The sequence below is a fragment of the Streptomyces sp. NPDC020489 genome (genome assembly GCF_044386545.1).
Lineage (GTDB): Bacteria > Actinomycetota > Actinomycetes > Streptomycetales > Streptomycetaceae > Streptomyces.
Map to the genome: position 1 here is coordinate 218,521 of NZ_JBIRUZ010000014.1, position 21,323 is coordinate 239,843.

A 21,323-nucleotide genomic window follows, 5' to 3' on the forward strand; every position below is an offset into this window, starting at 1 on the left:
GATTCTCTTCAGTCTTAGGGGGTGGCCGGACTTACTGCGCGACCTGGGTGATCTCGAACGGCTGCGGCTGCTGCGCGCCGTGCGGGTGCTGGTCACCCTTGTAGACCTTCAGCTTCGAGAGCATCTGACGGCCCAGCGTGTTCTTGGGGAGCATGCCCTTGACGGCCTTCTCGATGGCCTTCTCGGGGTTCTTGTCCAGCAGCTCGTCGTAGCGGACCGAGCGCAGACCACCCGGGTAGCCGGAGTGGCGGTACGCCATCTTCTGGGTCCGCTTGTTGCCGGACAGGTGCACCTTGTCGGCGTTGATGATGATGACGAAGTCACCGGTGTCGACGTGGGGCGCGTAGATCGGCTTGTGCTTGCCACGCAGGAGGGACGCGGCAGTGGTGGCCAGACGGCCCAGGACGATGTCCTGGGCGTCAATGACGTGCCACTGGCGAGTCACATCGCCGGGCTTGGGGCTGAATGTGCGCACTTCGCAGCCTTTTCTTCTTCAGTGGATGGATGGTGACACACGGCATCACTGAAGCGATCGTGCAGCTGGGGACGACAGTGCCGGGAACACTGCCCGTATGCCGCCCACTGGTAACTGCTCCAGGGAACCTACGTAAGGGCCTCTCGTCGGAGAACGACCAAGCCGATACGCATAACAAACCGCAAGAGTACTCGGGCTGCCCCGTACGGGTCAAAACGAGCCCGCCGCCCCGTCCCCGGGCGTGGCCCGCGCCACATCCTCCCCTCGCACCCCGGCCCCCCGGCGGCCCCGTCCAGGAAGAACGCCGCACCAACCACCCCGAGATGCCGCCTTTGCCCCCACTCATTCCCCAACCCCTGCGGCGGTGGAGCCTGTTGAGGCGGACCGGCCCGGCGCGCACCCCGTCTAAGATGCGCCCCATGAGCTACGGGCAGCAGGGGGGACCCCCGTCCCAGTGGGATCCCTGGAAACCGAATTCCCAGCAGCCGTGGACCAGCGCCGGCGACGGCCAGACCCCGGACTGGGCCGCACTCGCCGAGGCGTCGGAGACCCGCAACAAGCGGCGCAGGCTGCTGTTCGTCGGCGGCGGCGCCCTGGCCACCGTGGCGATCGGCACCGCCGTGGCCGTCGCCGTGGTCTCGGCGAACGGGAGCGACAACGAGGCCTCCCCCACGTCCTCGCTGCCCGCGTCCGCCGACATCCCGAGCCAGTCCCCGACGGACCCCTCGTTCGCCCCGACCAGCGCCCCGCCGCCGCTGGACCCGAAGGACTTCGTCGCCGACAAGGCCAAGGACACGGCCCCGCTCAGCGTGGAGACCCTCTTCCCCGGCACCCAGCTGACCATGGGCGAGACCGTGTACAAGAAGGGCGCGGCGAGCGACACCCAGCAGTGCGCCACGGCCGTCAACCCCGGCGGCACCCTCGGCAAGGTCCTCACCGCGAACGACTGCACCCGCGTGCTGCGGGTGTCCTACGTCCGTGACGGCGTCGCGGTGACGGTCGGGGTGGCCGTCTTCGACACCGAGGCGCAGGCGACGCGGGCCAAGACCCAGGCCGACGTCAAGAGCGTCATCGCCTCCCTGCCCGGCAAGGGCGTGAAGTCCTTCTGCACCTCCGCGATCTGCCGTACGACGACCAATTCCTACGGCCGGTACGCCTACTTCACCGTCGCCGGTTTCACCGACGGCAAGGACGTGACGAAGAAGAGCACCGCGGTCTTCGCCACCGGCGACGACCTGGCCGAGTTCACCTTCCGCCAGATCCGCCGACGCGGCGAGGCGCAGGCGTCGGCGGCAGCCGAGCAGTGACGCTCAGCGGGGCTCCCGGAAGCCGTTGAGGACGGCTTCGGCGGGCGCCCCGCCCCGCGCCACCGGCGTGGGCCGTTCCGCGCCGTCGCCAGGACGCCCGCCCTCACGTCTCCGGACATGCGGGCAGAGTCACAACCCGGGTGACTAACAGTTTTCACATCCGGACGAGCCGGTCAGAGTCCGGCGATTCCGGGCTTCCCTGCTCCGCGCGGCCAGCAACTCGTCGGCCGGATACCCCACTTCCTCCAGGGTCAGCCCATGCGGCCGCACCACATGCACCGCCGAGTCCCGCACCCCCGCCGCGAGGACCTTCCCCGGCCAGTCCGTCGGCCGGTGCCCGTCCCCCACGAACAGCAGCGCCCCGATCAGCGAGCGCACCATGTTGTGGCAGAAGGCGTCCGCCCGGACGGTCGCCGTGACGATCCCGTCGGCGCCCCGCTCCAGCCGCAGCTCCTGAAGCGTGCGGATGGTGGTGGCCCCCTCCCGCTTCTTGCAGTAGGCGGCGAAGTCGTGCTCCCCCAGCAGCCGCTCGGCCGCCTCGTTCATGGCGTCGACGTCGAGCGGCCAGTCGTGCCACAGCACATGGTTGCGCAGCAGCGGGTCGACCCCGCCCGGATTGTCCGTGACCCGGTACGCGTACCGCCGCCACACCGCCGAGAACCGCGCGTTGAAGCCGCTCGGCGCCTCCCGCAACGCCCACACCCGCACGTCCTTCGGGAGCCGCCCGGCGAGCCGCTTCAGCAGCTTCTCGTGGTGCTCGCGCCAGACCTGCTCCGGCAGATCGACATGCGCCACCTGCCCCCGCGCGTGCACCCCGGCATCGGTCCGCCCCGCGACCGTCAGCTCGTACGTCGTGCCCCCCGACCGGGTCACGGTCCGCAGCGCGTCCTCGATCTCCCCCTGCACGGTCCGCCGCCCCCCGGCCTGCTTGGCCCACCCGGAGAACCCGCTCCCGTCGTACGACAGATCGAGCCGGACACGGACACACCCGGCCGCCACTTCTTCACTCACACCGAGATCCTCTCAAGAACAGCAAAGTGGGCCCGCTCCTGTGAAAAGGAACGGGCCCACTCAGACGCGCCCCCTCAGGGGCGCGGGGAACTGCGCGATCAGCCACGACGAACCCGCGGCCGCCGACCGGACAGCACCCCGCAGACGCTTACGCGTCCTTCGACTCCTCGGCCTCGTCGGCCTTGGCGGTGTCGACCTTGGTCTCCTCGGCAGCCGGAGCAGCCTCGGCGTCCTTCGCGGCACGCTTGGTGGCGGCCTCGGCCTCACCCGTCGCCTGCTGCGCGACCGTCAGCGCCTCGACCAGCTCGATGACAGCCATGGGCGCGTTGTCGCCACGGCGGTTACCGATCTTGGTGATACGGGTGTAGCCACCCGGACGGTTCTCGTACCGCGGGCCGATCTCGGTGAAGAGCGTGTGCACGATGCTCTTGTCCGTGATGACCTGGAGCACCTGGCGGCGGTTGTGAAGGTCGCCCTTCTTCGCCTTGGTGACCAGACGCTCGGCGTAGGGACGCAGCTTGCGCGCCTTCGCCTCGGTGGTGGTGATCCGGCCGTGCTCGAAGAGGCTCTTCGCGAGGTTCGCGAGGAGGAGCTTCTCGTGCGCGGCGCTGCCGCCCAGACGGGCACCCTTGGTGGGCTTCGGCATTTCTGTCTCCTGTGTGTCTGCCCCGGCCGTATCAGGTACCGGGGTCAGGAACCCGATGAGCGGATGCTCACCGGCAACAACCGATCAGGTACTGCTCAGTACTGCTCGGTCTCCACGAAACCCGCGTCCGCGTCGTCGTCGGCGCCGAAGGCGTCGGCGGCGGCCGTGGGGTCGAATCCGGGCGGGCTGTCCTTCAGGGCCAGGCCCATGCCGGCCAGCTTCGCCTTGACCTCGTCGATGGACTTCGCACCGAAGTTGCGGATGTCCAGGAGGTCGGCCTCGGAGCGGGCGACGAGCTCACCCACGGAGTGGATGCCCTCACGCTTGAGGCAGTTGTAGGAGCGGACCGTGAGCTCCAGCTCCTCGATCGGCAGCGCCAGGTCGGCGGCAAGGGCGGCGTCCGTGGGGGACGGGCCCATGTCGATGCCCTCGGCGTCGATGTTCAGCTCGCGGGCGAGACCGAACAGCTCGACCAGCGTCTTGCCGGCCGACGCCATGGCGTCACGGGGACGCATGGCCTGCTTGGTCTCGACGTCGACGATCAGCTTGTCGAAGTCGGTCCGCTGCTCGACACGCGTGGCCTCGACCTTGTAGGTGACCTTGAGCACCGGCGAGTAGATGGAGTCGACCGGGATGCGGCCGATCTCCTGGCCCACCTGCTTGTTCTGCACGGCGGAGACGTAACCGCGGCCACGCTCGACCGTCAGCTCCATCTCCAGCTTGCCCTTGCCGTTGAGCGTGGCGAGGACGAGGTCGGGGTTGTGCACCTCGACACCGGCCGGGGGCGCGATGTCGGCGGCGGTGACCAGACCCGGGCCCTGCTTGCGCAGGTACATCACGACCGGCTCGTCGTGCTCCGAGGAGACGACCAGCTGCTTGATGTTCAGGATCAGGTCGGTGACGTCCTCCTTGACGCCCGGCACGGTGGTGAACTCGTGCAGGACACCGTCGATGCGGATGCTGGTGACAGCAGCGCCGGGGATCGACGACAGGAGGGTACGGCGGAGGGAGTTGCCGAGGGTGTAGCCGAAGCCCGGCTCCAGCGGCTCGATCACGAACCGGGACCGGAACTCGTCGACGACCTCTTCGGTCAACGAGGGACGCTGAGCGATCAGCATGTTGCGTTCCTTCAGTCAGGGGCACCCACTATTTGATGCCCTGAGCTACCAGGCAGAGCCTGATGGTGCTACGTACAAGGGTACGGGCGATACGACCCTTACAGAGCCGTACCGCCCGGGAACCACAGCCTGTGAAGGCGACGCGTCAGACGCGGCGGCGCTTCGGCGGACGGCAGCCGTTGTGCGGGGTGGGGGTGACGTCCTGGATGGAGCCGACCTCGAGACCGGTCGCCTGAAGCGAACGGATGGCCGTCTCACGACCCGAACCCGGGCCCTTCACGAAGACGTCGACCTTGCGCATGCCGTGCTCCTGCGCGCGGCGGGCGGCCGACTCGGCGGCCATCTGCGCGGCGAAGGGGGTGGACTTGCGCGAGCCCTTGAAGCCGACGTGGCCGGCGGAGGCCCAGGAGATCACGTTGCCCGAGGGGTCCGTGATCGAGACGATCGTGTTGTTGAACGTGCTCTTGATGTGCGCGTGGCCGTGAGCGACGTTCTTCTTTTCCTTGCGGCGCACCTTCTTGGCAGCGCCCTGACGACCCTTGGGGGGCATCTAGTTACTCCTACGGGGAGGTGGTCGGTCCTACAGCGAAGACCGCTGATGAAGCGTTGTCCGCTGAGGACTACTTCTTGCCCGGCTTCTTCTTGCCGGCGATGGCGCGACGCGGGCCCTTGCGGGTACGAGCGTTCGTGCTGGTGCGCTGACCGCGAACGGGCAGACCACGACGGTGACGGAGACCCTGGTAGCAGCCGATCTCCACCTTGCGGCGGATGTCGGCCTGGACCTCGCGACGGAGGTCACCCTCGGTCTTGATGTTGTTGTCGACGTACTCACGAATCGCGACGAGCTGCTCCTCGGAGAGGTCGCGAACGCGGGTGTTCGGGTCGATGCCGGTCTCGGCCAGCGTCAGCTGGGAGAGCGTCCGGCCGATACCGAACACGTAGGTCAGGGCGACCTCCACGCGCTTGTCGCGCGGGATGTCAACACCGGAAACGCGTGCCATTCAATGGCTCCTGGTGATCTTCGGAGGTCTTCCACAGAACCGGTTCCCAGCCGCCGTACCAGGTACGAACTGGGTCCTCGGCCTCCGAACCGAGGGTGTCAGGCACCAAGGCGCCTGGGCTCTGCGTATGAACATGTTCAGCTCGCGTCGCGCGAATCTCTGCGATGTCGATGCAGAGGGATAGGTCCTGCGTCAGCCCTGGCGCTGCTTGTGGCGCGGGTTCTCGCAGATGACCATGACCCGACCGTGACGGCGGATCACCCTGCACTTGTCGCAGATCTTCTTGACGCTCGGCTTGACCTTCATGGGGTGAGGTTCTCCGGGTCAGTGCCACCATCCGCGTCCCGGGGACCGGGGCACGGGGCGGGGGCAAGATCTACTTGTAGCGGTAGACGATCCGGCCACGCGTCAGGTCGTACGGAGACAGCTCCACCACGACCCGGTCGTCAGGGAGGATACGGATGTAGTGCATACGCATCTTGCCGCTGATGTGTGCCAGGACCTGGTGGCCGTTCTGGAGCTCGACCTTGAACATGGCGTTCGGAAGAGACTCGACGACAGTGCCCTCGATCTCGATGGCACCTTGCTTCTTGGCCACGCTTCGCCCTTCGAATCGACTACCTTGATCGACTCTGCGCGAGCGCATGCAGGCATGCGGGTGCACGAGAGCCGACGAGTCAGTCTACGACAGCACCCCCGGAAAGACGAATCGAGAAAGAATGCCCGGGAGAGGAGATCGTTAAGCACGCGCGGACGACCGCAAGCCGACAGGAGCACGGGGACGACCGCACCCCGGCAAGAGCGCGCGGAGAACCGCGCGGCACTCAGGCCAGCGGATCCGGAGCGGCGACGACGCCGTGCTCCGCCAGCTTCGCCTTGCCCCCGTCGGGAGCCGTGAGCACCAGAGGCCCGTCCACGGTCAGCGCGACGGAGTGCTCCCAGTGCGAGGACCACGTGCCGTCGGTCGTGATGACGGTCCAGTCGTCCGACAGCACCTCGGTCCGGGGCGTCCCCAGCGACACCATCGGCTCGATGGCGAGGCAGAACCCGGGGACCAGCTTCGGGCCCTTGCCCCGCCGCCGGTCCACGTAGTTCAGCAGGTGCGGGTCCATGTGCATCTCGGTACCGATGCCGTGGCCGCCGTAGTCCTCGATGATCCCGTACTTGCCGCCACCCGGCTTCGGCTGCCGGCGGATGTACGTCTCGATGGCCCGCGAGATGTCGACGAGCCGCGCGCCCTGCTTCATCGCGGCGATGCCGGCCCACATGGACTCCTCCGTCACCCGGGAGAGCTCCAGGAGCTCCGGAGCGTGCCCGGAGCCCACGAAGGCCGTGTAGGCGGCGTCGCCGTGCCAGCCGTCGACGATGGCGCCGCAGTCGATGGAGATGACGTCACCGTCCTTGAGGACCACGTCCTCGGAGGGGATGCCGTGGACGACGACCTCGTTCACCGAGGTGCAGATCGTCGCCGGGAAGCCGCCGTAGCCGAGGAAGTTCGACTTCGCCCCGTGCTCGGCCAGCACCTTGCGCGCGACCTCGTCCAGGTCCTTCGTGGACGCCCCCGGCACGGCGGCCTCACGCGTGGCCGCGTGGATGGCGGCGACGACCAGCCCCGCCTCACGCATCTTGGCGATCTGCTCAGGGGTCTTGATCTGGACCATGGGGGGCCTGCGCTCTCCGTCACTCGCTGGTTCGGTTACCTACACAACAGTACGGCCGTGCAGTCCCTCAGGACTCCACGGCCGTACAGGGACGACGCCTTACAGGTCGTCGCCCTCACGCTTCAGCGCGGCCAGCGCACGCGTGGTGACCTCGTCCACCGGACCCATGGCCTCGATCGTGACGACGAGACCCTGCGCCTTGTAGTAGTCGATGATCGGCTCGGTCTGCGTGTGGTAGACCTCGAGCCGGGTGCGGACCGTCGCCTCGGAGTCGTCGTCCCGCTGGTACAGCTCGCCGCCGCAGACGTCGCAGACGCCCTCCTTGGCCGGCTTCTTGTACGACACGTGGAAGACGTGAGCGGAGTCGTTGCGGCAGATGCGCCGACCGGCGATCCGCTTGACGACCTCCTCCTCGGGGGCCTCCAGGTCCAGCACCGCGTCCAGCTTGATGCTCTCGGTGGTGAGCAGTTCGTCCAGCGCCTCGGCCTGTGAGACGTTCCGCGGGAAGCCGTCCAGCAGGAAGCCGTTGACGGCGTCCGGCTGTTCCATACGGTCCTTGGCCATCGCGATGGTGACCTCGTCGGGGACGAGGTTGCCGGCGTCCATGTAGGACTTCGCGAGCTTGCCGAGCTCCGTCTGCTGGCTGATGTTCGCGCGGAACAGGTCGCCCGTGGAGATGTGCGGGACACGCAGCTTCTCGGCGAGGCGCGTGGCCTGCGTTCCCTTTCCGGCGCCAGGCGGCCCGACGAGGACGATTCGCATCAGCGGAGGAACCCTTCGTAATTGCGCTGCTGGAGCTGGCTCTCGATCTGCTTCACCGTCTCAAGACCCACACCCACGATGATCAGGATGCTGGTCCCGCCGAACGGGAAGTTCTGGTTTGCCCCGAAACCGACCAACGCCATCGTTGGAACAAGAGCGATCAGACCCAAGTACAGCGAACCCGGCCAGGTGATCCGGTTGAGTACGTACGACAGGTACTCAGCGGTCGGTCGGCCAGCCCGGATGCCCGGGATGAAGCCACCATACTTCTTCATGTTGTCGGCGACTTCCTCGGGGTTGAAGGAGATCGCGACGTAGAAGAAGGCGAAGAAAACGATCAGCAAGAAGTACATGGTGATGTAGATCGGGTGGTCGCCCTTGGTCAGATTCTGCTCGACCCAGGTCTTCCAGCCGGAGTTGCTGCTCGAGAACTGCGCGATGAGAGCCGGGATGTACAGCAGCGACGACGCGAAGATGACGGGGATCACACCCGCCTGGTTCACCTTCAGCGGGATGTACGTGGACGTCCCGCCGTAGGCGCGGCGCCCGATCATCCGCTTCGCGTACTGGACCGGGATACGGCGCTGAGCCTGCTCGACGAAGACCACCAGACCGACCATGACCAGCCCGACCGCGACGACCGTGCCGAACTCGATCCAGCCGTCGGCCAGGGTGCCCTGCTTCTTGATGGCCCACAGCGCCGACGGGAAGGTGGCGGCGATCGAGATGAACATCAGGATCGACATGCCGTTGCCGATGCCGCGGTCGGTGATGAGCTCACCGAGCCACATCACGACGGCCGTACCGGCGGTCATCGTGATGACCATGACGATCGTGGTGAAGATCGACCGGTCCGGGACGATGGTCGACGCGGTGCTGCAGCCGGAGAAGAGGGCGCCGCTGCGGGCGGTGGCGACGAGGCCGGTGCCCTGAAGGATGGCGAGCGCCACGGTCAGGTAACGGGTGTACTGCGTGATCTTCGCCGTACCGGCCTGGCCCTCCTTCTTGAGGGCTTCCAGGCGCGGGATCACGACGGTCAGCAGCTGCAGGATGATGCTCGCCGTGATGTACGGCATGATCCCCAGCGCGAAGATCGTGATCTGCAGCAGCGCGCCACCACTGAACATGTTGACCAGGCCGAACAGGCCCTGGTTCGCGGACGCCTCGTCGACGCACTGCTGGACGGACTTGTAGTCGACGCCGGGGATGGGGACGTGCGTACCGACCCGGTACACGACGATGATGCCCAGCGTGAAGAGCAGCTTCTTGCGCAGGTCGGGCGTCTTGAACGCCCGGGCGAACGCGGTGAGCACGGTGCCTCCTGCGACCCCCGCGCTACTGCGTCAAGGGTGACGGTCTTGAGGTTCGACGGATACAGACGAATACGTAACGGCCAACTGCCGCTCAAGGTGCCCCAGGTGCAGCACCCTGTGAAAGTTGGCAGTGCAGGCCACCTTACCGGCGAGACTGCCACCCTAGGAACGACCAACCGGGGATACCCCATTTGTGGGGTATCCCCGGTCGGGATCGCTCAAGTCATCGAGACGCCTGAGGTGTTCAGACGAGCTCGGTGACGGTACCGCCGGCGGCGGTGATCTTCTCCTTGGCGGAACCGGAGACGGCGTCGACCGTCACCTGCAGCGCCACGGAGATCTCACCCTGGCCGAGGACCTTGACGAGGCTGTTCTTGCGAACCGCGCCCTTGGCCACCAGACCCTCGACGGTGACCTCGCCACCCTCGGGGTAGAGCGAGGCCAGCTTGTCGAGGTTCACGACCTGGTACTCGGTCTTGAACGGGTTCTTGAAGCCCTTCAGCTTCGGAAGACGCATGTGGAGGGGCATCTGGCCACCCTCGAAGCGCTCCGGAACCTGGTAACGGGCCTTCGTACCCTTGGTACCACGACCGGCCGTCTTACCCTTCGACGCCTCACCACGACCCACACGGGTCTTGGCGGTCTTGGCGCCCGGGGCGGGACGGAGGTTGTGGATCTTGAGCGGGTTGTTCTCCGCCATGATCAGTCGACCTCCTCGACCGTCACGAGGTGGCGGACGGTGTGCACCATGCCGCGGAACTCGGGACGATCCTCCTTGACGACCTGCGTGTTGATGCCCTTGAGACCAAGGGAACGCAGGGTGTCGCGGTGGTTCTGCTTGCTGCCGATGTACGACTTCGTCTGCGTGATCTTGAGCTGAGCCATTACGCAGCACCAGCCCCGGCACGCGCACGCAGCAGAGCCGCGGGAGCGACGTCCTCGAGGGGCAGACCGCGGCGGGCCGCGATCTCCTCGGGACGCTGCAGGCCCTTGAGGGCCTCCACGGTCGCGTGCACGATGTTGATCGCGTTCGACGAGCCGAGCGACTTCGACAGGATGTCGTGAACGCCGGCGCACTCGAGCACGGCACGCACCGGGCCACCGGCGATAACGCCGGTACCGGGGGACGCCGGCTTGAGCAGGACGACGCCCGCCGCCTTCTCACCCGTGATCGGGTGCGGGATGGTGCCCTGGATACGGGGGACCTTGAAGAAGTGCTTCTTGGCCTCCTCAACACCCTTGGCGATGGCGGCCGGCACCTCCTTGGCCTTGCCGTAACCGACACCGACGGTGCCATCGCCATCGCCCACTACGACGAGCGCAGTGAAGCTGAAGCGACGACCACCCTTCACAACCTTGGCGACACGGTTGATCGCGACGACACGCTCAACGTAAGCAGTCTTCTCGGCGGCGGCTGCGCCACCGTCACGACCCTTACGGTCCCGCCGCTCGCCGCCACCGGCACCGCCACCGCGGCGCTGGGGTCCAGCCATTGGATTACCTCTCTCTTTCCGCTAGCTACGAGCGGCTCAGAACTTGAGCCCGGCTTCGCGGGCGGCGTCCGCCAGGGCAGCGATGCGCCCGGCGTACTGGTTGCCACCACGGTCGAATACGACGGCCTCGACACCGGCAGCCTTGGCGCGCTCGGCGACCAGGGCGCCGACCTGCTTGGCCTGCGCGGACTTGTCGCCCTCGCCACCGCGGACCGACGTGTCCAGGGTGGACGCCGACGCCAGGGTGTGACCCTTGATGTCGTCGATCACCTGGGCCACGATGTGGCGGTTGGAGCGGGTAACGACCAGACGGGGACGCTCCGCCGTACCGGAGATCCGCTTGCGGATCCGGATGTGACGGCGCTTGATCGCGGCGCGCTTGTAGGCGTCGCCCTTCAGGATCTTCTGTCCGTATGCCATGGCTTACTTACCCGCCTTTCCGACCTTGCGGCGGATGACTTCGCCCTCGTACTTGACGCCCTTGGCCTTGTACGGGTCGGGCTTGCGCAGCTTGCGGATGTTGGCCGCAACCTCGCCGACCTTCTGCTTGTCGATGCCCTCGACCTGGAAGCGGGTCGGGGTCTCCACCTTGAAGGTGATGCCCTCGGGCGCCTCGACGGTGATCGGGTGGCTGTAGCCGAGAGCGAACTCGAGGTTCGAACCCTTGGCCGTCACGCGGTAACCGACACCGCTGATCTCGAGCTTCTTCACGTAACCCTCGGTCACGCCGGTGATCATGTTCGCCACCAGCGTGCGGGACAGGCCGTGCAGGGCCTTGTTCTGACGCTCGTCGTTGGGGCGGGTGACGTTGAGAACGCCGTCCTCACCCTTGGCGATGTCGATCGGCGCCACGACGGTGTGGGTCAGCGAGCCCTTGGGGCCCTTGACCGAGACCGTACGGCCGTCGATGGTGACGTCCACGCCGGCGGGAACCGTGATGGGGAGCTTGCCAATACGCGACATAGCTGTTTCCTCCGTTCCCTTCCGCTACCAGACGTAGGCGAGGACTTCCCCACCCACGCCCTTCTTGCCGGCCTGCTTGTCGGTCAGGAGACCGTGCGACGTGGAGATGATCGCCACGCCGAGGCCGCCGAGGACCTTGGGCAGGTTGGTGGACTTCGCGTAAACCCGGAGACCGGGCTTGGAGATCCGCTTGATGCCCGCGATGGAGCGCTCACGGTTCGGGCCGAACTTCAGCTCGAGAACGAGGTTCTTGCCGACCTCGGCGTCCTCGACCTTCCAGCCCGTGATGAAGCCCTCCTGCTGGAGGATCTCCGCGATGTGAGACTTGATCTTGGACGCCGGCATCGTCACAGAGTCGTGGTACGCCGAGTTCGCGTTCCGCAGACGCGTAAGCATGTCTGCGATCGGATCAGTCATGGTCATGAATTGGCCTTCGGCCTCTCTCGCCGGGGTTTCCAGGTGCCCATCCCTCTCCTCGATCCGAGACGAGGCGGGTGCGGTGCGGTGGACCTACGGCGTAGTAAGTCGTACGGGCGACCGTCAGGCGCCCAACCCTCCAAGCCTAAGCCATGGAAGGGAGGGCGCCTGACACGCCCATTGCTTACCGAGAGCTTCGGGAATCCCTAAAAGGCGGGATTACCAGGAGCTCTTGGTCACGCCCGGCAGCTCGCCACGGTGAGCCATCTCACGAAGGCACACGCGGCACAGGCCGAACTTGCGGTACACGGAGTGCGGACGGCCGCAGCGCTGGCAGCGCGTGTAGCCGCGTACACCGAACTTGGGCTTGCGAGCAGCCTTGGCAATCAGAGCCTTCTTCGCCATCTCGCTCACGCCTCCTTGAAGGGGAAGCCGAGGTGACGAAGGAGCGCGCGGCCCTCAGCGTCGTTGGTCGCCGTGGTCACCACGGTGATGTCCATGCCCCGGGTACGGTCGATCTTGTCCTGGTCGATCTCGTGGAACATGACCTGCTCGGTGAGACCGAAGGTGTAGTTGCCACGGCCGTCGAACTGCTTGGGGGACAGACCACGGAAGTCGCGGATGCGCGGCAGCGCGAGCGACAGGGTGCGGTCCAGGAACTCCCACATGCGGTCGCCACGAAGCGTGACGTGGGCACCGATCGGCTGGCCCTCACGCAGCTTGAACTGCGCGATGGACTTACGGGCCTTGGTGACGGCCGGCTTCTGACCGGTGATCGTGGTGAGGTCGCGAATCGCGCCGTCGATCAGCTTGGAGTCGCGGGCGGCGTCGCCCACACCCATGTTGACCACGATCTTGACGAGGCCGGGGATCTGCATGACGTTCTCGTAGGAGAACTCCTCACGCAGCTTGCCCGCGATCTCCTCGCGGTACTTCGTCTTGAGACGCGGAGTGGTGGTGGTAGCCATCAGATGTCCTCACCCGTCCGCTTGGCAACGCGGATCTTGTTGCCCTCGTCGTCGAAGCGGTAACCGACACGCGTGACGACCTTGTTGCCGTCCTTCTCAACGACCAGCTGGACGTTGGAGACGTGGATCGGCGCCTCGGTCGTGACGATGCCACCGGCCTGCGAACCGCGAGCGGTCGGGCCGGCCTTGGTGTGCTTCTTGACCCGGTTGACACCCTCGACCAGGACGCGGTCCTCGCGGGGGAAGGCCGCGATGACCTTGCCCCGCTTGCCCTTGTCCTTACCGGTGATGACCTGGACCAGGTCGCCCTTCTTGATCTTCATGCTTACAGCACCTCCGGCGCGAGCGAGATGATCTTCATGAACTTCTTCTCGCGCAGCTCACGGCCGACGGGGCCGAAGATACGGGTGCCGCGAGGGTCGCCGTCGTTCTTCAGAATGACGGCGGCGTTCTCGTCGAAGCGGATGTACGAGCCGTCCGGACGGCGGCGCTCCTTGACGGTGCGAACGATGACCGCCTTGACGACGTCACCCTTCTTCACGTTGCCACCGGGGATCGCGTCCTTGACGGTGGCGACGATGACGTCACCGATGCCCGCGTAGCGGCGACCGGAGCCACCGAGCACACGGATGCAAAGGATTTCCTTCGCACCAGTGTTGTCGGCGACACGCAGTCGCGACTCCTGCTGGATCACGTCTATCTCCTGTTTGTCTGCCGGTTCCCGGCAGGGGCCTCAGTACGAGCGCCCCTGCCGAGCCTGGCGGAACTGACCTGCGAGTTTGCCCGCAGGAATTACTTGGCCTTCTCGAGGATCTCGACGACGCGCCAGCGCTTGGTCGCCGACAGCGGGCGGGTCTCCGCGAGGAGGACCCGGTCGCCGACGCCGGCAGCGTTCTGCTCGTCGTGCGCCTTGAGCTTGTTGGTACGGCGGATGACCTTGCCGTACAGCGCGTGCTTGACGCGGTCCTCGACGGCGACGACGACGGTCTTGTCCATCTTGTCGCTGACGACGAGACCCTCACGGGTCTTGCGGAAGCCGCGGGCCTCTGCAGTCTGCTCAGTCACGTTGCTCTCACTCATCAGGCGCTCTCCACCGTCTCGATGCCCAGCTCGCGCTCACGCATCAGGGTGTAGATCCGCGCGATGTCCTTACGGACGGCCTTGAGCCGACCGTGGTTCTCGAGCTGACCCGTCGCCGCCTGGAAGCGGAGGTTGAACAGCTCTTCCTTGGCTTCGCGGAGCTTGTTCAGCAGCTCCTCGTCACCCAGTTCGCGCAGCTCGGACGCCTTGGTACCGGCCGACATCACGCTTCACCTGCCTCGCGCTTGACGATCCGGCACTTCATCGGCAGCTTGTGGGCTGCGCGAGTAAGCGCCTCACGGGCGATCTTCTCGTTGGGGTAGGACAGCTCGAACATGACCCGGCCCGGGTGCACGTTCGCGATCCACCACTCCGGCGAACCCTTACCGGAACCCATGCGGGTCTCGGCAGGCTTCTTCGTGAGCGGGCGGTCCGGGTAGATGTTGATCCAGACCTTGCCGCCACGCTTGATGTGGCGGGTCATCGCGATACGGGCCGCCTCGATCTGGCGGTTGGTCACGTACGCCGGCGTGAGGGCCTGGATGCCGTACTCGCCGAACGCGACCGTCGTACCGCCCTTGGCCTGACCACGGCGCTTCGGGTGGTGCTGCTTGCGGTGCTTGACCCTACGGGGGATCAGCATGTCGGTCAGGCCTCCGTTCCGGTGCTCTCAGCCGGAGCGGCGGCAGCGGGAGCCTCGGCCTTGGGGGCCTCGGCGCCGGCAGCCTGCTGCGGCTTACGACCGCGCCGCTCGCCACCGCGGCCACCACGGGCCGGGCGGTCGTTGCCGCCACCGCGAGCCGGGCGGTTGCCCGCACGGGCGGCAGCGTTCTCGGCGCGGACCTCGGCGATGTTCTTGACGTCGCCCTTGTAGATCCAGACCTTCACACCGATACGGCCGAAGGTCGTCTTGGCCTCGAAGAAGCCGTAGTCCACGTTCGCGCGGAGCGTGTGCAGGGGCACGCGGCCCTCGCGGTAGAACTCCGAGCGGGACATCTCGGCGCCACCGAGGCGGCCACCGCACTGGATCTTGATGCCCTTGGCGCCCGCCTTCATCGCCGACTGCATGCTCTTACGCATGGCGCGACGGAAGGAGACACGGGAGGAGAGCTGCTCGGCAACGGCCTGAGCAACCAGCTGAGCGTCCGTCTCGGGGTTCTTGACCTCGAGGATGTTCAGCTGGACCTGCTTGCCCGTGAGCTTCTCGAGGTCACCGCGGATGCGGTCGGCCTCGGCGCCACGGCGGCCGATGACGATGCCGGGACGCGCGGTGTGGATGTCCACACGCACACGGTCACGGGTGCGCTCGATCTCCACCTTCGAGATACCGGCGCGCTCCATGCCGGACGTCATCATCCGACGGATGGCGACGTCTTCCTTGACGTAGTCCTTGTACAGCTTGTCGGCGTACCACCGGGACTTGAAGTCCGTGGTGACACCGAGCCGGAACCCATGCGGGTTAACCTTCTGGCCCATTACCGGGTTCCTTCCTTGCTGCTGACGACCACGGTGATGTGGCTGGTCCGCTTGCGGATCCGGTAGGCACGGCCCTGGGCGCGCGGCCGGAACCGCTTCAGGGTCGGGCCCTCGTCGACGTACGCCTCGGAGATGAAGAGGCTGTCGGCGTCGGTGTGGTCGTAGTTGTGCGCGGCGTTGGCGATGGCGCTGTCCAGCACCTTGCCGACGGGCACTGAGGCTGCCTGCGGAGCGAATCGCAGAACAGCCTGAGCCTCCGTGGCATCCATGCCACGGATAAGGTCCACCACGCGGCGGGCCTTCATGGGCGTAACGCGGATGTACCGCGCCTGGGCCCTGGCTTCCATGGTTGTCCCTCTCAGTTACTTACGTGTCTGAATGCGATCCGCGGTTAGCGGCGCTTCGACTTCCGGTCGTCCTTGACGTGACCCCGGAAGGTGCGCGTCGGCGAGAACTCGCCGAGCTTGTGGCCGACCATCGACTCGGTGACGAACACCGGGATGTGGGTCTTGCCGTTGTGCACCGCGAGCGTGTGGCCGAGCATGGCCGGCACGATCATCGAGCGACGGGACCAGGTCTTGATGACGTTCTTGGTGCCTGCTTCGTTCTGGGCGTCCACCTTCTTGATCAGGTGGTCGTCGACGAAGGGCCCCTTCTTGAGACTACGCGGCATCTAAACCCGCTCCTAGCGCTTCTTGTTCGTCTTGCGGCGGCGGACGATGTACTTGTTCGAAGCCTTCTTCGGCGAACGAGTACGACCCTCCTTCTGACCCCACGGGGAGACCGGGTGGCGACCACCGGAGGTCTTGCCCTCACCACCACCGTGCGGGTGGTCGACCGGGTTCATCGCGACACCACGGACGGTCGGGCGAACGCCCAGCCAGCGCTTACGGCCGGCCTTGCCCCAGTTGATGTTGCTCTGCTCGGCGTTGCCGACCTCGCCGACGGTGGCGCGGCAGCGCACGTCGACCAGGCGGATCTCACCGGAAGGCATACGGAGGTGGGCCATCTGGCCCTCCTTCGCGAGCAGCTGCACGGAGGCACCGGCGGAGCGGGCGAACTTGGCGCCGCCACCGGGACGGAGCTCGATCGCGTGGATCGTGGTACCGACCGGGATGTTGCGGAGCGCCAGGTTGTTGCCCGGCTTGATGTCGGCCCCGGGACCGTTCTCGACGCGGTCACCCTGCTGCAGGTTGCGCGGGGCGAGGATGTAGCGCTTCTCGCCGTCCGCGTAGTGCAGCAGCGCGATGCGCGCGGTGCGGTTGGGGTCGTACTCGATGTGCGCGACCTTCGCCGGCACGCCGTCCTTGTCGTGACGACGGAAGTCGATCACTCGGTAGGCGCGCTTGTGTCCGCCACCCTGGTGGCGAACGGTCACACGACCGGAATTGTTACGGCCGCCCTTGCTGTGCAGGGGGCGAACCAGCGACTTCTCCGGCGTGGACCGCGTGACCTCGACGAAGTCGGCGACGCTGGAGCCACGACGGCCCGGCGTAGTCGGCTTGTACTTGCGGATTCCCATTTCTCAGTCCTCGTCCGATATCGGACGATCCAGACCGCCCTTAGGCGGTCGGACCGCCGAAGATGTCGATACGGTCGCCCTCAGCAAGGGTCACGATCGCGCGCTTGGTGCCGGCACGCTGGCCGAAACCGGTGCGGGTCCGCTTGCGCTTGCCCTGGCGGTTGATCGTGTTGACCCCGGTGACCTTGACCGAGAAGACCGCCTGGACGGCCTGCTTGATCTGGGTCTTGTTGGCGTTGGGGTCGACGATGAACGTGTACTTGTTCTCGTCGAGGAGCGCGTAGCTCTTCTCCGACACGACCGGCTTCAGCAGCACGTCACGGGGGTCCGTGTACGACTTGCTGAGCGGCGTCTCGACGGTGTTCTTGCCCTCGGCGGCGTGACGACGCGCCTTGGCGACGCGCGCGGCCTTGGCGGCCTTGGCCGCCTTGGAGGCGATAGAGGGGTGACGGATGGCCATCAGACCTCAGTCCCTTCGGTGTCGTTGGCCTTCGGGCCGGCGACGAAGGACTCGAGAGCGGCCTGGGTGAAGACCACGTCGTCCGAGACGATCACGTCGTACGTGTTCAGCTGGCCCGGCTCCAGGATGTGGACCTGGGGCAGGTTGCGGGCGGACAGCCACGCGGCCTCGTCGGCGCGCTCGACGACCAGGAGCAGGTTCTTGCGCTCCGAGATCTTGCCGAGCAGCGTGCGAGCGGCCTTCGTGGAAGGAGCCTCGCCCTCGATCACGCCGGTGACGACGTGGATGCGGTTGTTGCGGGCCCGGTCGGTGAGGGCGTGACGCAGCGCGGCAGCCTTCATCTTCTTCGGGGTCCGCTGCGAGTAGTCACGCGGCACGGGACCGTGCACGACGCCACCACCGGCGAACTGCGGGGCACGGGTAGAGCCCTGGCGCGCACGGCCGGTGCCCTTCTGACGGTAAGGCTTCTTACCGCCACCACGAACCTCGCCGCGGGTCTTGGTCTTGTGGGTGCCCTGACGGGCAGCCGCGTTCTGCGCGACGACGACCTGGTGGATCAGCGGGATGCTGACCTTCTCCACGCCGAAGATCTCCGCGGGGAGTTCGACGCTTCCGGTCTTCTCGCCGGCAGGCGAAAGGATGTCAACAGTGCTCATCGGTACCTCAGGCCCCCTTGGCCGCGGTGCGGACCAGGACGAGGCCGCCGTTCGGACCGGGAACCGCGCCCTTGATGAGCAGCAGACCCTTCTCCGCGTCAACGGCGTGGACGGTCAGGTTCTGGGTGGTGACGCGCTCGTTGCCCATGCGACCCGCCATGCGGAGGCCCTTGAACACACGGCCCGGGGTGGCGCAGCCACCGATGGAGCCGGGAGAGCGGTGCTTGCGCTGGGTGCCGTGACCGGCGCCGAGGCCCTTGAAGTTGTGACGCTTCATGACACCGGCGAAGCCCTTGCCCTTGCTCATGCCGGTGACGTCGACCTTCACGCCCGCCTCGAAGACCTCGGCGGAGATCTCCTGGCCGAGGGTGTACTCGGAGGCATCCGCGGTGCGGATCTCGACGAGGTGACGGCGGGGGGTGACGTCGGCCTTGGCGAAGTGACCCTTGAGGGGCTTGTTCACCTTGCGCGGGTCGATCTCGCCGAAGGCGATCTGGACCGACTCGTAGCCGTCGACATCGTTCGTGCGGACCTGGGTGACGACGTTCGGGCCGGCCTTGACGACGGTGACCGGAACAACACGGTTGTTCTCGTCCCACACCTGCGTCATGCCGAGCTTCTCGCCCAGGATGCCCTTGATCTGCTTAGCCATTCTCAGATCACCGACCCTTAGAGCTTGATCTCGATGTCGACACCGGCCGGGAGGTCGAGTCGCATCAGAGAGTCAACGGTCTTGGGCGTCGGGTCGAGGATGTCGATCAGGCGCTTGTGCGTGCGCATCTCGAAGTGCTCGCGCGAGTCCTTGTACTTGTGCGGCGACTTGATGACGCAGTACACGTTCTTCTCAGTGGGCAGCGGCACCGGGCCCGCGACCGACGCACCAGTACGCGTCACCGTCTCGACGATCTTCTTCGCCGAGCTGTCGATGACCTCGTGGTCGTAGGCCTTGAGCCGGATGCGGATCTTCTGTCCCGCCATGGCTACTCAGTAGTCCTTTGTCTCGTTTAACGCTCTGGAACCCGGTGTTCCTGGTTCCCGTCCTCCGACCCCCGAGGTCGGGCGTGTCGCGCTCCCGCTGACACAGATGCCCCTTGTTCGAACATCCCTTGCCGGGGAACACGGCCCTTGCGAACCGCGGGACCGGGGGCGGAAGGCCCACCGGGTGCCTGGTCTGTGCCGCACCTTGCTTCCCGAAAGATTCCCGTACGTCCGCCCCAGCGCTGCCGTGTGGCAGTTAGGGCGACGAGTACTGTGGGACTCGCTTCCGGTCCTCCCGGCGGGAGGCGCGCAGCATCAACACTCGACCGAGCAACTCGGACAGTCTGCCATATGGGGCAGCACCTCCGCCAATCGAGCCGGAGAGAATACCCCGAGGGTGACGAACGTCAAACCATCGGCCGCGCGGCGCACGCACCCCGGGAGGGCGGATCACCGCGCCCGGCCCGCCCCAGGACACCCCCGGCCCCGTCCGACGGCACCCTCACCAGGGCCGGGAGACCGGGTGACGCAAGCTCGCGACCACCCGACTCTCCGGCGCACCGCGGGCCTCCCGTCACCCTCGCGCCCGCAGTCCGTCAGCGGCCGCAACTCCCGGACTCCGAGCGGTCGTTCACCCCGTACCCTCACCCCCATGCCCCGCACCACCCCACCCCGCCCGCTGGACGTCGCCACCCGCTTCCCCGAGCTGGCGCCGCTGGCCCGCACAGCCGTACGGCTGCACCCCACGCCCGGCGATCCCACCCCGGCCGACAGTTCCATCGGCGGGCCCCTGTGGTGGCCGGCGGACGAGCCCTGGCCCACCTGTGCGCAGCACGACGCCCCCACGCACCTCGGGTACTCCCCCGACGACGTGCGCCTGCGCCGCCGTATCCTCGCCGAGGCCTGGAGCCGCCCCCGGGCCGCAGGCGCCGACTTCCTGAGCCCCCGGGAGCGGGAGCTGTACGACCAGGCCTCGGAGGAGCGGCAGGTCCCCCAGGACGGCCCCGTCCCGCTGATCCCGGTCGCCCAGCTCTACGCCCGCGACATCCCCGAGCTGCCCCGGCCGGACGGCACCGACCTCCTCCAGCTGCTGTGGTGCCCCTTCGCCCACGAGGACCACGTGCCCCGCACCGAGCTGCGCTGGCGGGCCTCCGCGGAGGTCACCGCCCCGGCGGCGGCCCCCGAGCCGTCCGTCGTCGGCAGGGACCGCTTCCTGCCCGAGCCCTGCGTCCTGCACCCGGAGCCCGTGACCGAGTTCCCGGCCCCGCACGAACTCCCCGAGGACCTCGCCGACCGGGTCGAGGACTGGGCGGAGAGCGAGGGCGCGGTCTACCAGTACGACCTCGCCGTCGCCCCCGGCTGCAAGGTCGGCGGCCACGCCCCCTGGAGCTCCACCGACCCCTTCCCCATGGCCTGCCCCGAGTGCGGCGCGGCCGTACGCCCGCTGCTCACCATCGACGGCTACGAGTACGACGGCGGCAGCCGCAGCTGGCGGCCGTACGAGGACACCGGGCCGGCCACCCCCACCCACCTCGCCATCGGCCGGGACCACGCCCTCCAGCTCTACGTCTGCACGGTGTCGTACGACCACCCGCACCTGCGGAACGTCCAGTGACCCGGCCGCCGACTCAGGGGCTCCCGGTCTCGGAGACGCCCTGCGCGAGTTGACCGACCACGTCAAGGATCCCCCGACCGAGTGATGTCGGGGCGATCAGCAGCCCGAAGACCAGTGCGAGCGCGACCGTCACGCCCTGGTCGGACCGGCTCCGGGCGTGCACCGTGCGACGCAGTCGCAGGCCGATGACGACGGCCAGCAGCACCGCCACATCGATCGTCAGCATCATCAGGCGAGTCCTCCCCGTGCGCGAACGCGTCCCGGCCATGAGCGACATGTACGGTACGCACCGCGCCTAGTGCCCGACTCGATCCCGCGGCCCCCTGGCCCGCCGCACGCAGGCGAAAGGGCCCGCACGACCGAAGTCGTACGGGCCCCTTCGAAGAGACCTACCGGTCAGC

At 67.1% G+C, this 21,323-nt stretch carries 35 protein-coding genes; 2 read left to right on the forward strand and 33 right to left on the reverse strand.

The features are described 5' to 3' along the window. Positions 1 to 31: 31 nt before the first annotated feature. The gene (gene rplM, locus ACH41F_RS32605) at positions 32 to 475 is read right to left on the reverse strand and encodes a 50S ribosomal protein L13 (RefSeq protein WP_391234443.1); all 444 of its coding nucleotides are present in this window, start codon (positions 473 to 475) and stop codon (positions 32 to 34) included. 419 nt (positions 476 to 894) lie between these two features. On the opposite strand from rplM, the gene ACH41F_RS32610 reads away from it, so the two are divergent. Further along, positions 895 to 1,782: a hypothetical protein gene (locus tag ACH41F_RS32610; RefSeq protein ID WP_391234441.1), complete on the forward strand. Its 888-nt coding sequence runs from the start codon at positions 895 to 897 to the stop codon at positions 1,780 to 1,782. 144 nt (positions 1,783 to 1,926) lie between these two features. Here ACH41F_RS32610 and truA read toward each other — a convergent pair whose 3' ends face one another. The 31 genes from truA to rpsJ form a co-directional block, all read right to left on the reverse strand. Beyond that, a complete protein-coding gene (gene truA / locus ACH41F_RS32615) occupies positions 1,927 to 2,793 on the reverse strand; it encodes a tRNA pseudouridine(38-40) synthase TruA (RefSeq protein WP_391234439.1) in 867 nt (288 codons plus the stop codon). Positions 2,794 to 2,941: 148 nt separating this feature from the next. After that, positions 2,942 to 3,439 carry a 50S ribosomal protein L17 gene (gene rplQ, locus ACH41F_RS32620; RefSeq protein ID WP_391234437.1) on the reverse strand — a complete coding sequence of 166 codons (498 nt, stop codon included), beginning with the start codon at positions 3,437 to 3,439 and terminating at the stop codon, positions 2,942 to 2,944. A gap of 95 nt (positions 3,440 to 3,534) precedes the next feature. Beyond that, entirely contained in the window at positions 3,535 to 4,557 is a 1,023-nt protein-coding gene (locus ACH41F_RS32625; protein ID WP_003966937.1) for a DNA-directed RNA polymerase subunit alpha, read from the reverse strand. A gap of 145 nt (positions 4,558 to 4,702) precedes the next feature. Then, positions 4,703 to 5,107, reverse strand: coding sequence for a 30S ribosomal protein S11 (gene rpsK, locus ACH41F_RS32630; RefSeq protein ID WP_003956432.1), 405 nt, complete (start codon positions 5,105 to 5,107; stop codon positions 4,703 to 4,705). 70 nt (positions 5,108 to 5,177) lie between these two features. Next, on the reverse strand, positions 5,178 to 5,558 hold the full coding sequence (gene rpsM, locus ACH41F_RS32635; RefSeq protein WP_391239637.1) for a 30S ribosomal protein S13: 381 nt from the start codon (positions 5,556 to 5,558) through the stop codon (positions 5,178 to 5,180). 192 nt (positions 5,559 to 5,750) lie between these two features. Then, entirely contained in the window at positions 5,751 to 5,864 is a 114-nt protein-coding gene (rpmJ, locus tag ACH41F_RS32640) for a 50S ribosomal protein L36 (RefSeq protein ID WP_003998809.1), read from the reverse strand. A 70-nt stretch (positions 5,865 to 5,934) separates the two neighbouring features. After that, positions 5,935 to 6,156 (reverse strand): translation initiation factor IF-1, encoded by a 222-nt coding sequence (infA, locus tag ACH41F_RS32645; RefSeq protein WP_003948620.1) that lies wholly within the window; start codon positions 6,154 to 6,156, stop codon positions 5,935 to 5,937. 226 nt (positions 6,157 to 6,382) lie between these two features. Then, positions 6,383 to 7,219: a type I methionyl aminopeptidase gene (gene map, locus ACH41F_RS32650; RefSeq protein WP_398838728.1), complete on the reverse strand. Its 837-nt coding sequence runs from the start codon at positions 7,217 to 7,219 to the stop codon at positions 6,383 to 6,385. A 99-nt stretch (positions 7,220 to 7,318) separates the two neighbouring features. After that, on the reverse strand, positions 7,319 to 7,981 hold the full coding sequence (locus tag ACH41F_RS32655; RefSeq protein WP_398838729.1) for an adenylate kinase: 663 nt from the start codon (positions 7,979 to 7,981) through the stop codon (positions 7,319 to 7,321). Then, the gene (gene secY, locus ACH41F_RS32660) at positions 7,981 to 9,294 is read right to left on the reverse strand and encodes a preprotein translocase subunit SecY (protein WP_391239646.1); all 1,314 of its coding nucleotides are present in this window, start codon (positions 9,292 to 9,294) and stop codon (positions 7,981 to 7,983) included. Before secY ends, ACH41F_RS32655 begins: the two co-directional genes overlap by 1 nt. A 244-nt stretch (positions 9,295 to 9,538) precedes the next feature. Continuing rightward, entirely contained in the window at positions 9,539 to 9,994 is a 456-nt protein-coding gene (gene rplO, locus ACH41F_RS32665) for a 50S ribosomal protein L15 (RefSeq protein ID WP_053846784.1), read from the reverse strand. 2 nt (positions 9,995 to 9,996) lie between these two features. Beyond that, entirely contained in the window at positions 9,997 to 10,179 is a 183-nt protein-coding gene (rpmD, locus tag ACH41F_RS32670; protein ID WP_005481207.1) for a 50S ribosomal protein L30, read from the reverse strand. After that, positions 10,179 to 10,787 (reverse strand): 30S ribosomal protein S5, encoded by a 609-nt coding sequence (gene rpsE / locus ACH41F_RS32675; protein ID WP_013001409.1) that lies wholly within the window; start codon positions 10,785 to 10,787, stop codon positions 10,179 to 10,181. Before rpsE ends, rpmD begins: the two co-directional genes overlap by 1 nt. A 36-nt stretch (positions 10,788 to 10,823) precedes the next feature. Beyond that, the gene (gene rplR / locus ACH41F_RS32680) at positions 10,824 to 11,207 is read right to left on the reverse strand and encodes a 50S ribosomal protein L18 (protein ID WP_055632352.1); all 384 of its coding nucleotides are present in this window, start codon (positions 11,205 to 11,207) and stop codon (positions 10,824 to 10,826) included. A 3-nt stretch (positions 11,208 to 11,210) separates the two neighbouring features. Continuing rightward, complete coding sequence (gene rplF / locus ACH41F_RS32685; RefSeq protein ID WP_391239651.1) at positions 11,211 to 11,750, reverse strand: 50S ribosomal protein L6; 540 nt, start codon at positions 11,748 to 11,750, stop codon at positions 11,211 to 11,213. A 24-nt stretch (positions 11,751 to 11,774) separates the two neighbouring features. After that, positions 11,775 to 12,173 carry a 30S ribosomal protein S8 gene (gene rpsH / locus ACH41F_RS32690; RefSeq protein ID WP_007384075.1) on the reverse strand — a complete coding sequence of 133 codons (399 nt, stop codon included), beginning with the start codon at positions 12,171 to 12,173 and terminating at the stop codon, positions 11,775 to 11,777. Positions 12,174 to 12,386: 213 nt separating this feature from the next. Further along, a complete protein-coding gene (locus ACH41F_RS32695; RefSeq protein WP_003948630.1) occupies positions 12,387 to 12,572 on the reverse strand; it encodes a type Z 30S ribosomal protein S14 in 186 nt (61 codons plus the stop codon). Positions 12,573 to 12,577: 5 nt separating this feature from the next. After that, entirely contained in the window at positions 12,578 to 13,135 is a 558-nt protein-coding gene (gene rplE / locus ACH41F_RS32700) for a 50S ribosomal protein L5 (protein ID WP_030619154.1), read from the reverse strand. After that, a complete protein-coding gene (gene rplX, locus ACH41F_RS32705; protein ID WP_398838734.1) occupies positions 13,135 to 13,458 on the reverse strand; it encodes a 50S ribosomal protein L24 in 324 nt (107 codons plus the stop codon). Before rplX ends, rplE begins: the two co-directional genes overlap by 1 nt. A gap of 2 nt (positions 13,459 to 13,460) precedes the next feature. Continuing rightward, positions 13,461 to 13,829: a 50S ribosomal protein L14 gene (gene rplN, locus ACH41F_RS32710; RefSeq protein ID WP_003998823.1), complete on the reverse strand. Its 369-nt coding sequence runs from the start codon at positions 13,827 to 13,829 to the stop codon at positions 13,461 to 13,463. A gap of 98 nt (positions 13,830 to 13,927) precedes the next feature. Then, positions 13,928 to 14,215 (reverse strand): 30S ribosomal protein S17, encoded by a 288-nt coding sequence (gene rpsQ, locus ACH41F_RS32715; protein ID WP_007384073.1) that lies wholly within the window; start codon positions 14,213 to 14,215, stop codon positions 13,928 to 13,930. Further along, on the reverse strand, positions 14,215 to 14,439 hold the full coding sequence (gene rpmC, locus ACH41F_RS32720) for a 50S ribosomal protein L29 (protein WP_005481220.1): 225 nt from the start codon (positions 14,437 to 14,439) through the stop codon (positions 14,215 to 14,217). Before rpmC ends, rpsQ begins: the two co-directional genes overlap by 1 nt. Further along, on the reverse strand, positions 14,439 to 14,858 hold the full coding sequence (gene rplP / locus ACH41F_RS32725) for a 50S ribosomal protein L16 (RefSeq protein WP_004927269.1): 420 nt from the start codon (positions 14,856 to 14,858) through the stop codon (positions 14,439 to 14,441). Before rplP ends, rpmC begins: the two co-directional genes overlap by 1 nt. A gap of 5 nt (positions 14,859 to 14,863) precedes the next feature. Continuing rightward, positions 14,864 to 15,691 carry a 30S ribosomal protein S3 gene (gene rpsC, locus ACH41F_RS32730; RefSeq protein ID WP_391239659.1) on the reverse strand — a complete coding sequence of 276 codons (828 nt, stop codon included), beginning with the start codon at positions 15,689 to 15,691 and terminating at the stop codon, positions 14,864 to 14,866. Further along, the gene (gene rplV / locus ACH41F_RS32735; protein WP_003974262.1) at positions 15,691 to 16,038 is read right to left on the reverse strand and encodes a 50S ribosomal protein L22; all 348 of its coding nucleotides are present in this window, start codon (positions 16,036 to 16,038) and stop codon (positions 15,691 to 15,693) included. The genes rpsC and rplV overlap by 1 nt, the downstream gene beginning before the upstream one ends. A 44-nt stretch (positions 16,039 to 16,082) precedes the next feature. Continuing rightward, complete coding sequence (gene rpsS, locus ACH41F_RS32740; RefSeq protein ID WP_003992359.1) at positions 16,083 to 16,364, reverse strand: 30S ribosomal protein S19; 282 nt, start codon at positions 16,362 to 16,364, stop codon at positions 16,083 to 16,085. A 12-nt stretch (positions 16,365 to 16,376) separates the two neighbouring features. Continuing rightward, positions 16,377 to 17,213 (reverse strand): 50S ribosomal protein L2, encoded by an 837-nt coding sequence (gene rplB / locus ACH41F_RS32745; RefSeq protein ID WP_030046376.1) that lies wholly within the window; start codon positions 17,211 to 17,213, stop codon positions 16,377 to 16,379. A gap of 40 nt (positions 17,214 to 17,253) precedes the next feature. Continuing rightward, positions 17,254 to 17,673 carry a 50S ribosomal protein L23 gene (gene rplW, locus ACH41F_RS32750; protein ID WP_097267810.1) on the reverse strand — a complete coding sequence of 140 codons (420 nt, stop codon included), beginning with the start codon at positions 17,671 to 17,673 and terminating at the stop codon, positions 17,254 to 17,256. Further along, a complete protein-coding gene (gene rplD / locus ACH41F_RS32755; RefSeq protein WP_391239663.1) occupies positions 17,673 to 18,329 on the reverse strand; it encodes a 50S ribosomal protein L4 in 657 nt (218 codons plus the stop codon). The genes rplW and rplD overlap by 1 nt, the downstream gene beginning before the upstream one ends. Positions 18,330 to 18,336: 7 nt before the next feature. Beyond that, entirely contained in the window at positions 18,337 to 18,981 is a 645-nt protein-coding gene (rplC, locus tag ACH41F_RS32760; protein WP_398838737.1) for a 50S ribosomal protein L3, read from the reverse strand. Positions 18,982 to 18,998: 17 nt separating this feature from the next. Further along, the gene (rpsJ, locus tag ACH41F_RS32765) at positions 18,999 to 19,307 is read right to left on the reverse strand and encodes a 30S ribosomal protein S10 (RefSeq protein ID WP_003948644.1); all 309 of its coding nucleotides are present in this window, start codon (positions 19,305 to 19,307) and stop codon (positions 18,999 to 19,001) included. A gap of 652 nt (positions 19,308 to 19,959) precedes the next feature. On the opposite strand from rpsJ, the gene ACH41F_RS32770 reads away from it, so the two are divergent. Next, positions 19,960 to 20,922, forward strand: coding sequence for a hypothetical protein (locus tag ACH41F_RS32770; RefSeq protein ID WP_391239667.1), 963 nt, complete (start codon positions 19,960 to 19,962; stop codon positions 20,920 to 20,922). Between the two features lie 13 nt (positions 20,923 to 20,935). On the opposite strand, the gene ACH41F_RS32775 is transcribed toward ACH41F_RS32770, so the two are convergent. Then, the gene (locus ACH41F_RS32775; protein ID WP_391239670.1) at positions 20,936 to 21,151 is read right to left on the reverse strand and encodes a hypothetical protein; all 216 of its coding nucleotides are present in this window, start codon (positions 21,149 to 21,151) and stop codon (positions 20,936 to 20,938) included. Positions 21,152 to 21,323: the final 172 nt, after the last annotated feature.

Excerpts from the sequence above, each read along its gene's own strand:
- ACH41F_RS32625 (WP_003966937.1), bottom strand. The coding sequence starts at position 4,557 with ATGCTGATCGCTCAGCGTCCCTCGTTGACCGAAGAGGTCGTCGACGAG.
- rplW (WP_097267810.1), bottom strand. The coding sequence starts at position 17,673 with ATGGCCATCCGTCACCCCTCTATCGCCTCCAAGGCGGCCAAGGCCGCC.
- rpsQ (WP_007384073.1), bottom strand. The coding sequence starts at position 14,215 with ATGAGTGAGAGCAACGTGACTGAGCAGACTGCAGAGGCCCGCGGCTTC.
- ACH41F_RS32655 (WP_398838729.1), bottom strand. The coding sequence starts at position 7,981 with ATGCGAATCGTCCTCGTCGGGCCGCCTGGCGCCGGAAAGGGAACGCAG.
- rplB (WP_030046376.1), bottom strand. The coding sequence starts at position 17,213 with ATGGGAATCCGCAAGTACAAGCCGACTACGCCGGGCCGTCGTGGCTCC.
- rplD (WP_391239663.1), bottom strand. The coding sequence starts at position 18,329 with ATGAGCACTGTTGACATCCTTTCGCCTGCCGGCGAGAAGACCGGAAGC.
- rpmD (WP_005481207.1), bottom strand. The coding sequence starts at position 10,179 with ATGGCTCAGCTCAAGATCACGCAGACGAAGTCGTACATCGGCAGCAAG.
- rplQ (WP_391234437.1), bottom strand. The coding sequence starts at position 3,439 with ATGCCGAAGCCCACCAAGGGTGCCCGTCTGGGCGGCAGCGCCGCGCAC.
- rplR (WP_055632352.1), bottom strand. The coding sequence starts at position 11,207 with ATGGCATACGGACAGAAGATCCTGAAGGGCGACGCCTACAAGCGCGCC.
- rpsJ (WP_003948644.1), bottom strand. The coding sequence starts at position 19,307 with ATGGCGGGACAGAAGATCCGCATCCGGCTCAAGGCCTACGACCACGAG.
- rplV (WP_003974262.1), bottom strand. The coding sequence starts at position 16,038 with ATGGAAGCCAGGGCCCAGGCGCGGTACATCCGCGTTACGCCCATGAAG.
- rpsC (WP_391239659.1), bottom strand. The coding sequence starts at position 15,691 with ATGGGCCAGAAGGTTAACCCGCATGGGTTCCGGCTCGGTGTCACCACG.
- ACH41F_RS32695 (WP_003948630.1), bottom strand. The coding sequence starts at position 12,572 with ATGGCGAAGAAGGCTCTGATTGCCAAGGCTGCTCGCAAGCCCAAGTTC.
- ACH41F_RS32770 (WP_391239667.1), top strand. The coding sequence starts at position 19,960 with ATGCCCCGCACCACCCCACCCCGCCCGCTGGACGTCGCCACCCGCTTC.
- rpsE (WP_013001409.1), bottom strand. The coding sequence starts at position 10,787 with ATGGCTGGACCCCAGCGCCGCGGTGGCGGTGCCGGTGGCGGCGAGCGG.
- rpmJ (WP_003998809.1), bottom strand. The coding sequence starts at position 5,864 with ATGAAGGTCAAGCCGAGCGTCAAGAAGATCTGCGACAAGTGCAGGGTG.
- rpsS (WP_003992359.1), bottom strand. The coding sequence starts at position 16,364 with ATGCCGCGTAGTCTCAAGAAGGGGCCCTTCGTCGACGACCACCTGATC.
- rplX (WP_398838734.1), bottom strand. The coding sequence starts at position 13,458 with ATGAAGATCAAGAAGGGCGACCTGGTCCAGGTCATCACCGGTAAGGAC.
- rplP (WP_004927269.1), bottom strand. The coding sequence starts at position 14,858 with ATGCTGATCCCCCGTAGGGTCAAGCACCGCAAGCAGCACCACCCGAAG.
- ACH41F_RS32610 (WP_391234441.1), top strand. The coding sequence starts at position 895 with ATGAGCTACGGGCAGCAGGGGGGACCCCCGTCCCAGTGGGATCCCTGG.
- rplO (WP_053846784.1), bottom strand. The coding sequence starts at position 9,994 with ATGGCGGAGAACAACCCGCTCAAGATCCACAACCTCCGTCCCGCCCCG.
- rpmC (WP_005481220.1), bottom strand. The coding sequence starts at position 14,439 with ATGTCGGCCGGTACCAAGGCGTCCGAGCTGCGCGAACTGGGTGACGAG.
- rplF (WP_391239651.1), bottom strand. The coding sequence starts at position 11,750 with ATGTCGCGTATTGGCAAGCTCCCCATCACGGTTCCCGCCGGCGTGGAC.
- rplE (WP_030619154.1), bottom strand. The coding sequence starts at position 13,135 with ATGGCTACCACCACCACTCCGCGTCTCAAGACGAAGTACCGCGAGGAG.
- rplC (WP_398838737.1), bottom strand. The coding sequence starts at position 18,981 with ATGGCTAAGCAGATCAAGGGCATCCTGGGCGAGAAGCTCGGCATGACG.
- map (WP_398838728.1), bottom strand. The coding sequence starts at position 7,219 with ATGGTCCAGATCAAGACCCCTGAGCAGATCGCCAAGATGCGTGAGGCG.
- rpsM (WP_391239637.1), bottom strand. The coding sequence starts at position 5,558 with ATGGCACGCGTTTCCGGTGTTGACATCCCGCGCGACAAGCGCGTGGAG.
- rpsH (WP_007384075.1), bottom strand. The coding sequence starts at position 12,173 with ATGACCATGACTGATCCGATCGCAGACATGCTTACGCGTCTGCGGAAC.
- ACH41F_RS32775 (WP_391239670.1), bottom strand. The coding sequence starts at position 21,151 with ATGATGCTGACGATCGATGTGGCGGTGCTGCTGGCCGTCGTCATCGGC.
- rpsK (WP_003956432.1), bottom strand. The coding sequence starts at position 5,107 with ATGCCCCCCAAGGGTCGTCAGGGCGCTGCCAAGAAGGTGCGCCGCAAG.